Source organism: Candidatus Pseudomonas phytovorans, from assembly GCA_029202525.1.
GTDB lineage: Bacteria > Pseudomonadota > Gammaproteobacteria > Pseudomonadales > Pseudomonadaceae > Aquipseudomonas > Aquipseudomonas phytovorans.
In genome coordinates this window covers 1,550,165-1,563,690 of record CP119325.1, presented here as the reverse complement: position 1 = coordinate 1,563,690, position 13,526 = coordinate 1,550,165, and the positions used below count along the sequence as shown (strand labels likewise).

Genomic DNA, 13,526 nt, shown 5'->3' with positions numbered 1-13,526 from the left:
ATCCTTTAGTACTTTAGATGCTCTTGGTAAATAAGATAGGGTCTCGATTTTTCATCGTCAACTTGTCAACAAGTCAATTTGTAAAATACCTCAACTGACTCGGGGCTGCTGCGCAGCCCATCGCGACACAAGGCCGCTCCTACACGGATCGCGTCAGCCTGTGGAAAACACAAATAAAAAACCCCGCCGAAGCGGGGTTTTTCTTACAGGCAGCCCAGCGCTTAGATCGCACCACGCTGACGCAGCACATCCAGCACCAGCTTCACACCTTCGTCCACACGGGTGGACTGGGTGTCGATCACCAAGTCTGCATCCAGCGGCACATCGAACGGGAAGCTTTCGCCCGGGATGTTGTCGCCACCTGCAGCGTACAGGCCTTGCGGGTCACGCTCACGGCAGGCCAGCGGCGAGGCCTGGACGTAAACGGTCACCAGGCGCTCTTTGCCGATGAGCGCCTTGGCCTGTTCGCGGCCTTCGGCATCCGGGGCCACGAACGCGGCCAGGGTCAGCATGCCGGCTTCGTTGAACTGGCGCGCCACATGGGCGGCGCGGCGCCAGTTCTCGGTGCGGCCGGCGCGGTCTTGCGGCAGGCCCTTGTTCAGGTCGTGGCGCAGGTTCTGGCCATCGAGCACGTACACTGCACGGCCCATGTCGAACAGCTTGCGCTCCACGGCGTAGGCCAGGGTGCTCTTGCCAGCGCCGGACAGGCCGCTGAACAGCACGGTGGCTGGCTGCTGACCGAAGCGCAGGGCGCGCTCTTCGGTGGACACGTGGGCCTGCTTGCCATGCTGGCCGGTGCTGCCGTGCGGCAGGACTGGCTGGGCGATGATCATGCCGGCGCCGACGGTGCCGTTGGTCAGGCGGTCGATGACGATGAACGCACCGGTGGTGCGGTTGCTGTCGTAACCGTCCAGGGCAATGGCGCTGTCCAGGGATACCTTGACGCGGCCAATCTCGTTCAACTGCAAGGCGCTGGCAGCGTCCTTCTCGAGGGTGTTCACATCAACCTTGTGGGTGATGCTGGCAATCGAGCCCGGCACGTAGCTGGTGGCGCGTTTGATGTCGTACTTCTTGCCTGGCAGCATCGGCTCTTCGGCCATCCATACCAGCATGGCGTCGAACTGGTCGGTCACTGGCGGCACGTTGTCGGCATGTACCAGCAGGTCGCCACGGGAGATGTCGATCTCGTCTTCCATGGTCAGGGTCACGGCCTGGCCTGGGCCGGCGTTTTCCAACTCACCTTCGTAGGTGACGATCGACTTGACGCGGCTGCTCTTGCCCGACGGCAGCACGACGATTTCGTCGCCCTTGTGCACCACGCCGCTGGCGAGGGTGCCGGCAAAGCCGCGGAAGTTCAGGTTCGGGCGGTTGACGTACTGCACCGGGAAACGCAGGTCGGTGAAATTGCGGTCGGCCGCAACCTCGACGGTTTCGAGGATTTCCATCAGCGTCGGGCCGGTGTACCACGGCGACTGCTCGCTGTGGTTGACCACGTTGTCACCCTTGAGCGCCGACATCGGCACGAAGTGCAGGCTGCTCGGGTTCAGGTTGATGGCTTCGGCGAACTGCAGGTAGTCGGCCTTGATCGACTCGAAGACGCCTTCATCGAAGCCCTTCAGGTCCATCTTGTTGACCGCGACCACGATGTGCTTGATACCCAGCAGCGAGGCAATGTAGCTATGGCGGCGAGTCTGGGTCTGCACACCGTAGCGGGCATCGACCAGGATGATCGCCAGGTCACAGGTGGACGCACCGGTGGCCATGTTACGGGTGTACTGCTCGTGGCCCGGGGTGTCGGCGATGATGAACTTGCGCTTGGCGGTGGAGAAGTAGCGGTAGGCAACATCAATGGTGATGCCTTGCTCGCGCTCGGCCTGCAGGCCGTCTACCAGCAACGCCAGGTCGATTTCTTCGCCGGTGGTGCCGACTTTCTTCGAATCACGGGTGATGGCTTCGAGGTGGTCCTCGTAGATCATCTTGGAGTCGTGCAGCAGGCGCCCGATCAGGGTGCTCTTGCCGTCGTCAACGTTGCCGCAGGTCAGAAAGCGCAGCAGTTCCTTGCGCTCGTGCTGGGCCAGGTAGGCGAGGATGTCCTCGCTGATCAGATCAGATTGGTGCGACATGGAGTAACCCTGAAATTAGAAGTAGCCTTGGCGTTTCTTGTCTTCCATGGAACCGGCGCCATCGTGGTCGATGACACGGCCCTGGCGTTCGGACGTTCGGGTCAGGAGCATTTCCTGAATGATGTCCGTCAGGGTCTCGGCTTCAGACTCGACAGCGCCCGTGAGCGGGTAGCAGCCGAGGGTACGGAAACGCACCTTCTTCTTGACGATGCGGGCTTTCTCTTCCTCGGAGAGGTGCTCGAGGATGCGCTCGTCGTCGATCATGATCAGGGTGCCATTCTTCTCGATGACTTCACGCTCGGCGGCGAAGTACAGCGGCACAATCGGGATGCCTTCAAGGTAGATGTACTGCCAGATGTCCAACTCGGTCCAGTTCGACAGCGGGAAAACGCGGATCGACTCGCCCTTGTTGACCTTGCCGTTGTACACGTTCCACAGCTCGGGGCGCTGGTTTTTCGGGTCCCAGCGGTGCTTGCTGTCGCGGAACGAGTACACACGTTCCTTGGCCCGCGACTTCTCTTCGTCACGGCGCGCGCCACCGAAGGCGGCGTCGAAACCATGCTTGTCCAGTGCCTGTTTCAGGCCCTGGGTCTTCATGATGTCGGTGTGCTTGGAGCTGCCATGGGTGAACGGGTTGATGCCCTGCGCCACACCCTCTGGGTTGACGTGGGTGATCAGTTCCAGGCCCATTTCCTCGACCATCTTGTCGCGGAAGCTGTACATCTCCTGGAATTTCCACTGGGTGTCGACGTGCATCACCGGGAACGGCAGCTTGCCCGGGAAGAAGGCCTTGCGCGCCAGGTGCAGCATCACGGCGGAATCCTTGCCGATCGAGTACAGCATCACCGGGTTGTCGAACTCGGCGGCCACCTCGCGGATAATGTGGATGCTTTCCGCCTCCAGCTGTTTCAAGTGCGTCAGTTTGTCGACCATGGCTACTCACGAAAAACGATCTTATGGACGGCCTGCGGGCCGTGTTCGAGCGAGCCACTTTATCACAGCGGTCGCTTCTATTTAGGAGGCGGGCTAGATCGAAAAGGTCTAACGATATGACTGCGGGTTTGGCTTGGCAGGGGCGACCTCTTCGCGGGTAAACCCGCTCCCACAGGGATCGCGCCAAGCCTGATGCAGTGCAGTAACTGTGGGAGCGGGTTTACCCGCGAAGAAGGCAACGCCGATATCAGATCGGGTTCGGGCAATCGATGAACAGGTGCTCCACGGCAAAGCGCCGCGCCAGGTAATCACCCAGTGCCTGCACCCCGTAACGCTCGGTAGCATGGTGCCCGGCCGCAATGAAGCTGACGCCATTCTCGCGCGCACTGTGGTAGGTCTGCTCAGACGCCTCGCCGGTCAGGTACAGGTCCACTCCGGCCGCAATAGCGGTGTCGATGTAACCCTGCCCGCCACCTGTGCACCAGCCAACGCGGCGGATCATCTCGTCCCCTTCCACCAGCAACGGCTCACGCCCCAGCACTTCCTGCACGCGCCGGGCAAAATCACGCGCGGTCACAGGCTCCACCAGCGAACCGACCAGCCCGACCACCTTGGGGTTCTCCGGGTCCAGCGGCCCTTCGACAGTGATGTCCAGTTGCCGCGCCAGCTGCACGTTGTTGCCCACCTCCGGGTGCACATCCAGCGGCAGGTGAAACGCCAGCAGGCTGATATCGTTGTTCAGCAAAGTCTTCAGCCGACGCTGGCGAATACCGGTAATGCAAGGGTTCTCGCCTTTCCAGAAGTAGCCATGGTGCACCAGCACCAGGTCGGCCTGGGCCTCGACAGCAGCATCCAACAGGGCCTGGCTGGCGGTAACGCCACTGACGATACGGCTGACCTGCGGCCGGCCCTCCACTTGCAGGCCATTGGGGCAATAATCCTGGATCTTCGCGCTGCCCAGGTAACGCTCGGCTTCCTCGACCAGGGTATTTAGAGCGACGGCCATGAAAATCTCCTCGAAAACTGCGCTTTTCTCGGGCACAACGCCAATGGAACGCCCGTATAATGCCGGCCATTATGGGCCGTCGCCGGCACTGGGGGAACCGGTGCATGATCACGCGCTCATGCCCCACCGCGCGGCCACCGGCCCTCGCTCTTTCCAGGATTCGTTCATGTTCAAGGCGTTGCGTTACTTTGGCTGGCCCCTGCTTACCGGCGTACTGATCGCCATACTGATTATCCAGCGCTACCCGGAATGGGTCGGCCTGCCCAGCCAGGACGTCAACCTTCAACAGGCACCGCAGACCACACGGATCATGCAAGGCCCGGTGTCGTACGCCGACGCCGTGACGCTGGCTGCACCTGCAGTGGTCAACCTGTACACCACCAAGGTGGTGAACAAGAGCGCCCACCCGCTGTTCGAAGACCCGCAGTTCCGCCGCTTCTTCGGCGACAACCTGCCCAAGCAGCGCCGTTGGGAGTCGAGCCTGGGCTCGGCGGTAATCATGAGCCCCGAAGGCTATCTGCTGACCAACAACCATGTCACCAGCGGTGCCGACCAGATCGTCGTGGCCCTGAAAGATGGCCGTGAAACCTTGGCCCGAGTGATCGGCAGCGACCCGGAAACCGACCTGGCGGTGCTGAAAATCGACCTGAAGAACCTGCCGGCGATCACCATCGGCCGCTCCGACACCATCCACATCGGCGATGTGTCGCTGGCCATCGGCAACCCGTTCGGCGTCGGCCAGACCGTGACCATGGGCATCATCAGTGCCACCGGCCGCAACCAGTTGGGCCTGAACAACTACGAAGACTTCATCCAGACCGATGCCGCGATCAACCCGGGCAACTCCGGCGGCGCGCTGGTCGATGCAAATGGCAACCTGGTCGGCATCAATACCGCCATCTTCTCCAAGTCTGGCGGTTCGCAGGGCATCGGCTTCGCCATCCCGGTCAAACTGGCACTGGAGGTGATGAAGTCGATCGTCGAGCACGGCCAGGTGATCCGTGGCTGGCTGGGCATCGAAGTGCAGCCGCTGAGCCAGGAGCTGGCCGAATCGTTCGGCATGAAAGACCGCCCGGGCATCGTGGTGGCAGGTATCTTCCGCGAAGGGCCGGCAGCCAAGGCCGGGTTGCAACTGGGTGACGTGATCCTGAGCATCAACGGTGAACCGGCCGGTGACGGGCGCAAGTCGATGAACCAGGTGGCGCGGATCAAGCCCACCGACAAGATCACTATCGAGGTGATGCGCAATGGGCAGCAGCTGAAGCTGATTGCCGAGGTGGGGCTGCGGCCGCCGCCTGCGCCAGCGGCCAACCCGGAAGAGAAGTAAATCTGGGGCCGCGTGGCGGCCCTGCGCGGGCTTGCCCGCTCCCACAGGTACTACGGTGGTTTCAGAACCTGCGCTATTCCTGTGGGAGCGGGCAAGCCCGCGAAGGGCTGCAGCGCAGCCCCAACTGCATCAGTGCAGGATCTGGCTCAAGAACAACCGGGTCCGGTCACTGCGCGGCCGGTCGAAGAAGTCATCCGGCGCCGCCTGTTCCACAATCTCGCCCTTGTCCATGAAGATCACCCGGTTCGCCACGGTGCGGGCAAAGCCCATTTCGTGGGTCACGCAGAGCATGGTCATGCCATCTTCGGCCAGGCCTACCATGGTATCGAGCACTTCCTTGACCATTTCCGGGTCCAGCGCCGAGGTCGGCTCGTCGAACAGCATGATCTTCGGCTTCATGCAGAGTGCGCGGGCAATCGCCACACGCTGCTGCTGGCCACCGGACAACTGCCCTGGATACTTGTGCGCCTGCTCGGGAATACGCACACGCTCCAGGTAGTGCATGGCGATTTCCTCAGCCTTGCGCCGCGGCATCTTGCGCACCCACATCGGCGCCAGGGTGCAGTTTTCCAGAATGCTCAGGTGCGGGAACAGGTTGAAGTGCTGGAACACCATGCCCACTTCACGGCGGATGGCCTCGATCTGCTTGAGGTCGTTGGTCAGTTCCACGCCATCGACCACGATACGCCCCTGCTGGTGCTCTTCGAGGCGATTGAGGCAACGGATGGTGGTGGACTTGCCCGAACCGGACGGCCCGCACAACACGATACGCTCACCCTGACGCACGTTCAGGTTGATGTCCTTGAGCACATGAAACTGGCCGTACCACTTGTTCACACCCTGCATCTGGATGATGCCTTCGGGGCCGGCAGGCTGCTTGATCGCTTCACTCATTTCGAAACTCCTAACGCTTGTGGCCAGTGTCCAGCTTGCGCTCCAGGTGCATGGAGTAGCGGGACATACCGAAACAGAAAATCCAGAACACCAGAGCGGCGAATACATAGCCCTCGGTAGCCATGCCCAGCCAGGCCGGGTCGGCGGCGGCTTGCTTGACGCTGTTCAGCAGGTCGAACAGGCCGATGATGATCACCAGGCTGGTGTCCTTGAACAGGGCAATGAAGGTATTGACGATGCCGGGGATCACCAGCTTGAGCGCCTGCGGCAGAATCACCAGGCCCATCGAGCGCCAGTAGCCCAGGCCCATGGCCGCGGCGGCTTCGTACTGGCCCTTGGGAATGGCCTGCAGGCCGCCACGCACCACCTCGGCGATGTACGCCGACTGGAACAGGATCACGCCGATCATCGCCCGCAGCAGCTTGTCGAAGCTCATGCCTTCGGGCAGGAACAACGGCAGCATCACCGAGGACATGAACAGCACGGTGATCAATGGCACGCCGCGCCAGAACTCGATGAAGGTCACGCACACCACCTTCACGGCCGGCATCCTCGAGCGCCGGCCCAGTGCCAGCAGGATGCCCAGCGGCAAGGCACCGACGATACCCACGGTCGCGATCACCAGGGTCAGCATCAGCCCGCCCCACTGGCTGGTCTGGACGTTTTCCAGGCCCAGGTATCCCCCATGCAGCAGGGTGTAGGCCAACACCGGGTACAGCACCAGGAAGCCCAGGCCGTAGAGGGCCTTGCGCGGGAAGCGCTTGATGAACAGCGGCGCAGCACCGATGACCGCAAGCCATACCGTAAGGTCTACCCGCCAGCGCAGCTCGGCCGGGTAGTAGCCATACATGAACTGGCCAAAGCGCTGCTGCACGAACACCCAGCAGGCGCCCTCTTTGGTGCAGTCGGCGCGGGTGGTGCCGACCCAGTTGGCATCGATCAACGCCCACTGCAGCAGCGGTGGCACGATCAGCCAAACCAGGTAGATGGCGAAAAGGGTCAACAAGGTGTTGAGCCAGCTGGAGAACAGATTGGCACGCATCCATGCGAGCACGCCGACGGTTTTTACCGGTGGCGGCATATCGGGTTTGAAAACATGGGCATTCACGGGCGTATCCTCACCGCTCGATCAGCGCAATGCGCTTGTTGTACCAGTTCATCAGCAGCGAAATGCTGATGCTGATGGCGAGATAGACACTCATGGTGATCGCAATCACCTCGATGGCCTGGCCGGTCTGATTGAGCACGGTGCCGGCGAACAGCGAGACCATCTCCGGGTAGCCGATACCGGCCGCCAGCGACGAGTTCTTCGCCAGGTTCAGGTACTGGCTGGTCAGCGGCGGAATGATCACCCGCAGTGCCTGGGGGATGATCACCTTGCGCAGGGTCGGGCCCTCGCGCAGGCCCAGCGAGCGCGCAGCTTCGGTTTGGCCATGGCTGACCGAACGAATGCCGGAGCGCACGATTTCAGCGATGAAGGCTGCCGTATAGATCGTCAGCGCAAGGGTCAACGCCAGCAGTTCGGGGATCAGCACCCAGCCACCGACAAAGTTGAAGCCCTTCAGCTGCGGCACTTCCCATGTCACCGGGCTACCGAACAACAGCACGCTCAGGCCCGGGATGGCAACTAACAGCGCCAGCCCCACCCAGAACTTGTGAAACGGCACGCCAGTCTCGTTGAAGCGCTTGTTGGCAAAGCGCACCATCACGACAATGGCGGCAATGGCCACTGCCAAGGCAACCACGAACGGCCAGAAACCATCGGCCATGGACGCGCCAGGCATGTTCAGGCCACGGTTGCTGATGAAGAACATATCGTCGATGTTGATGCTGCCCCGCGGCCCCGGCAGGGTCAGGAACACGGCGAAGTACCAGAACAGGATCTGCAGCAACGGCGGAATGTTGCGGAAGGTTTCCACATACACGGTCGCCAGTTTGTTGATCATCCAGTTCGGTGACAGGCGAGCCACACCAATGATGAAGCCCAGAATCGTCGCCAGAATGACGCCGATGAAGGTGACCAGCAGAGTATTGAGCAGGCCGATGACGAACACCCGCGCATAGCTGTCTGACTCTACATACGGGATCAGGTGCTGGGCGATGCCGAAGCCGGCACTGCGGTCGAGGAAGTCGAAGCCCGAAGTGATACCCCGGTGCTGCAGGTTGGTTTGCGTGTTGTGGAACAGGTACCAGCCCACGCCTACCACGAAGACGATCGTGAGGACCTGGAACAGCCACGCGCGCACACGCGGATCGTTAAGGGACAAGCCCTTGGGTGCGCCGATTTGATTTTGCATGAAGTGCCCCGGACAGTAGGGATTCGAACAGCCTGCGGCGGCGGAATGCCGCCGCAGGGTGCAGCCATCAGCGCACAGGTGGCGCGTACTGGATGCCGCCGTTGTTCCACAGGGCGTTCATGCCACGGTCGATCTTCAGGTCGGTGCTCTGGCCCAGGTTCTTCTCGAACACTTCGCCGTAGTTGCCGACTTGCTTCACGATTTGCACTACCCAGTCTTTGGGCAGCTTGAGGTCCTTGCCGTACTCACCATCCGCACCCAGCAGGCGGGCGACGTCCGGGTTCTTGGTGCCTTTGGCTTCGGCCTCGACATTTTTCGAGGTGACGCCCGCCTCTTCGGCGTTGAGCATGGCGAACAGGGTCCACTTGACGATGCTGAACCACTCTTCGTCGCCTTTACGCACCACCGGGCCCAGCGGCTCCTTGGAGATGGTTTCCGGCAATACCACGTAGTCGGTCGGCGCAGCCAGTTTGGAACGCTGGGCGAACAGCTGCGACTTGTCCGAGGTCAGCACGTCGCAACGGCCCGACTCCAGCGACTTGGCGCTCTCGTCAGAGGTGTCGAAGGTGATCGGGGTGTACTTCAGGTTATTGGCGCGGAAGTAGTCCGACACGTTCAGCTCGGTGGTGGTACCGGCCTGAATGCAGATGGTCGCGCCATCAAGCTCCTTGGCACTTTTTACCCCTAACTTGTTGTTGACCAGGAAGCCAACGCCGTCGTAGTAGGTGACGCCTGCGAACACCAGGCCCATGCCGGCATCGCGCGAGCTGGTCCAGGTGGTGTTGCGCGAGAGCACGTCGACCTCGCCCGACTGCAGGGCGGTGAAGCGTTCCTTGGCGTTGAGCTGGCTGAACTTGACCTTGGTCGCGTCGCCGAACACGGCGGCGGCCACGGCGCGGCAGACATCGGCGTCGATACCGACGATCTTGCCTTGCGCATCAGGTACCGAGAAGCCCGGAAGACCGTCGCTCACGCCACACTGGACGAAGCCCTTCTTCTTTACCGCATCGAGAGTGGCGCCGGCCTGGGCATTGCTCACGGCGCCCAGTGCGGCGGCAGCGGTCAGGACTGCCAGGGTGGTTTTCAACACATTCATTCACAACCTCCAAATCGCTCTTGTTGTACGAGCCGGAATTGCACCGCACCCTTTTGAGGCGCATCCGACCCATGTTGGCTTGTTATTGGGTCAATTGGCGCAATGGACTGTTCTATGACAGCCTTCGCTTACAAAGGGTGTTACCGTCGCGGCCTGCCCTTTGCATCACAGGTTGAACTGCAAAGCGCGTACCAGATTTGCTGGCTGTAGCGTTTAAGCGCTCGTCAAGTAGGGAAAGTTGTATCGTTGCGACATTCTTTTTCCGACAATCATTTCCAGCGCCTTCTTTTCACGCATGCCATAACAAGACCCGCACACTTTCGGAGCAGTCATGACCAACCCACTGATCCTCGAACCCCAGAAAACCGCAGACGCTTGTGTGATCTGGTTGCACGGTTTGGGTGCCGACCGTTACGACTTCCTACCGGTCGCCGAATTCATGCAGGAACGCCTGCTCAGCACCCGGTTCATCATGCCGCAGGCCCCGACCCGCCCCGTCACCATAAATGGCGGCTATGCCATGCCCAGCTGGTATGACATCAAGGCCATGACCCCGGCCCGCGCCATTGACGAAGCGCAGCTGGAAGAGTCGGCCGAGCAAGTGGTGGCCCTGATCAAGGCCGAGCAGGCCAAAGGCATCAACCTGTCGCGAATTTTCCTGGCCGGTTTCTCCCAGGGTGGTGCGGTGGTGCTGCACACGGCCTATATAAAGTGGCAAGAAGCCCTGGGCGGGGTGATCGCCCTGTCCACCTACGCCCCCACCTTCAACGACCAGCACCAGTTGAGCGCCTGCCAGCAACGCACCCCGGCCCTGTGCCTTCATGGCGTGCACGACCCGGTGGTGATCCCGTCCATGGGCCGCACCGCCTTCGAGTACCTGAACACCTGGGGTGTCGCCGCCCGCTGGCACGAATACCCGATGGAGCACGAAGTGGTGGTCGCAGAACTGAACGACGTCCACGACTGGTTGAGCAAGCAGCTGCAATAGGCTGGCTCTGCTGTAGTTGTGGGCGTATTCCGCTACGCCGAGCCCGGATCTTGCATTACACTGCCCGGCGTACATTCCTTAATCAGTTGATGAGACGATCGTGCTCAAAGCACTCAAGAAAATATTCGGCAAGGGAGACGCCGCGCCAACAGCCGTCGCTCCTGCTGCCAGCGTGACGCCGCCAGCGCCCGCACCCTCCAGCGAGGCTCAGCCCGCTGCACAACCGGCCGTACCGCGCGCCAACCCCGCCCCCAAGGCTGAACAACCCGCTGCTGCTACGCCACCTGCCGACAAAGCAGCCAAGGACAAACCTCGTCGCGAGCGCAAGCCCAAGCCACAGGCCAGCCTGTGGAAGCCGGAAGACTTCGTGGTCGAGCCGCAGGAAGGCAAAACCCGCTTCCATGACTTCAAGCTGTCCAACGAGCTGATGCACGCCATCCACGACCTGGGCTTCCCGTACTGCACGCCGATCCAGGCGCAGGTGCTGGGTTACACCCTGCGTGGCCAGGACGCCATCGGCCGGGCTCAGACCGGCACTGGCAAGACTGCAGCGTTCCTGGTTTCGATCATTTCCCAGCTGCAGCAGACGCCACCGCCCAAGGAACGCTACATGGGCGAACCGCGCGCGCTGATCATCGCGCCCACCCGCGAGCTCGTGGTGCAGATCGCCAATGACGCCATCGCCCTGACCAAGTACACCGGCCTGAACGTGATGAGCTTCGTCGGCGGCATGGACTTCGACAAGCAGCTCAAAGGCCTGGAAGCACGCTACTGCGACATCCTGGTAGCCACCCCGGGCCGCCTGCTGGACTTCAACCAGCGCGGCGAAGTGCACCTGGACATGGTCGAGGTGATGGTGCTGGACGAAGCCGACCGCATGCTCGACATGGGTTTCATCCCGCAGGTGCGCCAGATCATTCGCCAGACGCCGCCGAAAAGCGAACGCCAGACCCTGCTGTTCTCCGCCACCTTCACCGAAGACGTGATGAACCTGGCCAAGCAGTGGACCACCAACCCGGCGATCGTCGAGATCGAGCCGGAAAACGTGGCCAGCGAGACGGTCGAGCAACACGTGTATGCGGTGGCCGGCAGCGACAAGTACAAGCTGCTGTACAACCTGGTGACCCAGAACAAGTGGGAACGGGTGATGGTGTTTGCCAACCGCAAGGACGAAGTGCGGCGCATCGAGGAAAAACTGGTACGAGACGGCATCAATGCCGCCCAGCTGTCGGGCGACGTGCCGCAGCACAAGCGCATCCGTACCCTGGAAAACTTCCGCGAAGGCAAAGTCACGGTACTGGTGGCGACTGACGTGGCAGGGCGTGGCATTCATATCGATGGCATCAGCCACGTGATCAACTTCACCCTGCCAGAAGACCCCGACGACTACGTGCACCGTATCGGCCGCACCGGCCGGGCGGGCGCTGAAGGTGTTTCGATCAGCTTTGCCGGTGAGGATGACTCCTACCAGCTGCCAGGTATCGAAGCGTTGTTGGGGCGCAAGATCAAGTGCGAAATGCCGCCAGAAGAGCTGCTCAAGCCGGTGCCGCGCAAGCATCATTGATCGGTGGTGCCTTCATCGCGGATGAATCCGCTCCTACAGGAACCGCGCTGAACCTGTAGGAGCGGATTCATCCGCGAACCGGGGCAACGCCCCGGCCATTCACAAAAAGCCTACCAGCGCCCCGCCGCATCCTGGTCACTCTGCTTCCCTTCCACCCACCTAGGCCCTTCCTGGGTATTCTCCTTCTTCCAGAACGGCGCCCGGGTCTTCAGGTAGTCCATGATGAAGTTGCAGGCATCGAACGCCGCCTGCCGATGGGCACTGGCCACACCGACAAACACGATCGGCTCGCCCGGCTCCAGCGCACCGATGCGGTGTAACACTTCCACTTTCAGCAACGGCCAACGCTGCTCAGCCTCGACCACGATCTTGGCCAAGGCCTTTTCGGTCATGCCGGGGTAGTGCTCAAGGAACATCCCCGCCACCTCCCGGCCATCGTTGAAGTCACGCACATAGCCGACAAACCCGACCACCGCGCCCACGCCAACATTGGCCGCATGCATGGCGTTGACCTCGGCCCCCGGGTCGAACGCGCCTTCCTGCACTCGCACTGCCATGTTCAGCCTCCGGTCACCGGAGGGAAGAACGCCACTTCATCACCCTCTTCCAACGGCTCATCGAGCTTGCACAACTCTTCGTTGCGCGCGCACATCAGGTTCTGCTCGGCCAGCAGTTCATACTGCCCGCCCTTGCCCAGCAATGCCTGGCGCACATCCTCGACAACCTTGAACTCACCCTCCACACGCTCGGCATCCACGCCCAGCCGCTCGCGGTAACGGGCGAAGTACATCACCTTGATCTTCATCACGCCTGCACCTTGTAGTGGCCACTCTTGCCGCCGACTTTCTCCAACAGGCGCACCTGTTCAATCACCATGCCTTTATCCACAGCCTTGCACATGTCGTAGATCGTCAGCGCAGCAACGCTGGCAGCGGTCAGCGCTTCCATCTCAACACCGGTCTGCCCGGCCAGTTTGCAGCGGGCGACGATACGCACGGCGTCCTCGCCCTCAGCGCTGAGCTCGACTTTGACGCTGGTCAGCATCAGCGGGTGGCACAGCGGGATCAGGTCGCTGGTCTTCTTCGCCGCCTGGATCCCGGCAATGCGCGCCACGGCGAACACATCGCCCTTGGGATGCTCGCCGTCGACGATCATCTGCAAGGTCTGCGGCAACATCCGCACCCGCGCCTCGGCGGTGGCCTCGCGCTCGGTCACGGCCTTTTCAGTGACGTCGACCATGTTGGCCCGCCCCTGGGAATCAAGATGTGTCAGCACTGCTCTGCTCCTGTGAAGGGAGT

Annotated in this window: 13 protein-coding genes; 3 read left to right on the top strand and 10 right to left on the bottom strand. The window is 61.6% G+C overall.

Annotated elements, in window-relative coordinates; translation table 11 throughout:
* Positions 1-221: 221 nt before the first annotated feature.
* From cysN to P0Y58_06885, 3 genes are all read right to left on the bottom strand, one after another.
* Positions 222-2,123 (bottom strand): sulfate adenylyltransferase subunit CysN, encoded by a 1,902-nt coding sequence (gene cysN / locus P0Y58_06895; GenBank protein WEK31918.1) that lies wholly within the window; start codon positions 2,121-2,123, stop codon positions 222-224.
* A gap of 15 nt (positions 2,124-2,138) precedes the next feature.
* Positions 2,139-3,056 (bottom strand): sulfate adenylyltransferase subunit CysD, encoded by a 918-nt coding sequence (gene cysD / locus P0Y58_06890; protein ID WEK31917.1) that lies wholly within the window; start codon positions 3,054-3,056, stop codon positions 2,139-2,141.
* 247 nt (positions 3,057-3,303) lie between these two features.
* Positions 3,304-4,062, bottom strand: coding sequence for a Nif3-like dinuclear metal center hexameric protein (locus tag P0Y58_06885; protein ID WEK31916.1), 759 nt, complete (start codon positions 4,060-4,062; stop codon positions 3,304-3,306).
* A gap of 166 nt (positions 4,063-4,228) precedes the next feature.
* Between P0Y58_06885 and algW the strand changes: the two genes are divergently transcribed.
* Complete coding sequence (algW, locus tag P0Y58_06880; protein WEK31915.1) at positions 4,229-5,389, top strand: Do family serine endopeptidase AlgW; 1,161 nt, start codon at positions 4,229-4,231, stop codon at positions 5,387-5,389.
* 129 nt (positions 5,390-5,518) lie between these two features.
* Here algW and P0Y58_06875 read toward each other — a convergent pair whose 3' ends face one another.
* From P0Y58_06875 to P0Y58_06860, 4 genes are all read right to left on the bottom strand, one after another.
* The gene (locus tag P0Y58_06875; protein ID WEK31914.1) at positions 5,519-6,283 is read right to left on the bottom strand and encodes an amino acid ABC transporter ATP-binding protein; all 765 of its coding nucleotides are present in this window, start codon (positions 6,281-6,283) and stop codon (positions 5,519-5,521) included.
* Between the two features lie 10 nt (positions 6,284-6,293).
* The gene (locus tag P0Y58_06870; GenBank protein ID WEK31913.1) at positions 6,294-7,391 is read right to left on the bottom strand and encodes an amino acid ABC transporter permease; all 1,098 of its coding nucleotides are present in this window, start codon (positions 7,389-7,391) and stop codon (positions 6,294-6,296) included.
* A gap of 10 nt (positions 7,392-7,401) precedes the next feature.
* The gene (locus P0Y58_06865) at positions 7,402-8,580 is read right to left on the bottom strand and encodes an amino acid ABC transporter permease (protein ID WEK31912.1); all 1,179 of its coding nucleotides are present in this window, start codon (positions 8,578-8,580) and stop codon (positions 7,402-7,404) included.
* Between the two features lie 67 nt (positions 8,581-8,647).
* Positions 8,648-9,676 (bottom strand): amino acid ABC transporter substrate-binding protein, encoded by a 1,029-nt coding sequence (locus P0Y58_06860; protein ID WEK31911.1) that lies wholly within the window; start codon positions 9,674-9,676, stop codon positions 8,648-8,650.
* A 331-nt stretch (positions 9,677-10,007) separates the two neighbouring features.
* Here P0Y58_06860 and P0Y58_06855 point away from each other — a divergent pair, with 331 nt between their 5' ends.
* The gene (locus P0Y58_06855) at positions 10,008-10,664 is read left to right on the top strand and encodes an alpha/beta fold hydrolase (GenBank protein ID WEK31910.1); all 657 of its coding nucleotides are present in this window, start codon (positions 10,008-10,010) and stop codon (positions 10,662-10,664) included.
* 100 nt (positions 10,665-10,764) lie between these two features.
* Positions 10,765-12,228, top strand: a complete 1,464-nt coding sequence (gene rhlB / locus P0Y58_06850; protein WEK31909.1) for an ATP-dependent RNA helicase RhlB — start codon at positions 10,765-10,767, stop codon at positions 12,226-12,228.
* A 110-nt stretch (positions 12,229-12,338) separates the two neighbouring features.
* On the opposite strand, the gene moaE is transcribed toward rhlB, so the two are convergent.
* Genes moaE through moaC form a run of 3 tightly spaced genes read right to left on the bottom strand, consistent with a single transcriptional unit; the run spans position 12,339 to position 13,503 of the window.
* On the bottom strand, positions 12,339-12,785 hold the full coding sequence (gene moaE, locus P0Y58_06845) for a molybdopterin synthase catalytic subunit MoaE (protein ID WEK31908.1): 447 nt from the start codon (positions 12,783-12,785) through the stop codon (positions 12,339-12,341).
* Positions 12,786-12,787: 2 nt separating this feature from the next.
* Positions 12,788-13,033 carry a molybdopterin converting factor subunit 1 gene (gene moaD, locus P0Y58_06840; protein ID WEK33285.1) on the bottom strand — a complete coding sequence of 82 codons (246 nt, stop codon included), beginning with the start codon at positions 13,031-13,033 and terminating at the stop codon, positions 12,788-12,790.
* Complete coding sequence (moaC, locus tag P0Y58_06835) at positions 13,033-13,503, bottom strand: cyclic pyranopterin monophosphate synthase MoaC (protein WEK31907.1); 471 nt, start codon at positions 13,501-13,503, stop codon at positions 13,033-13,035. Before moaC ends, moaD begins: the two co-directional genes overlap by 1 nt.
* Positions 13,504-13,526: the final 23 nt, after the last annotated feature.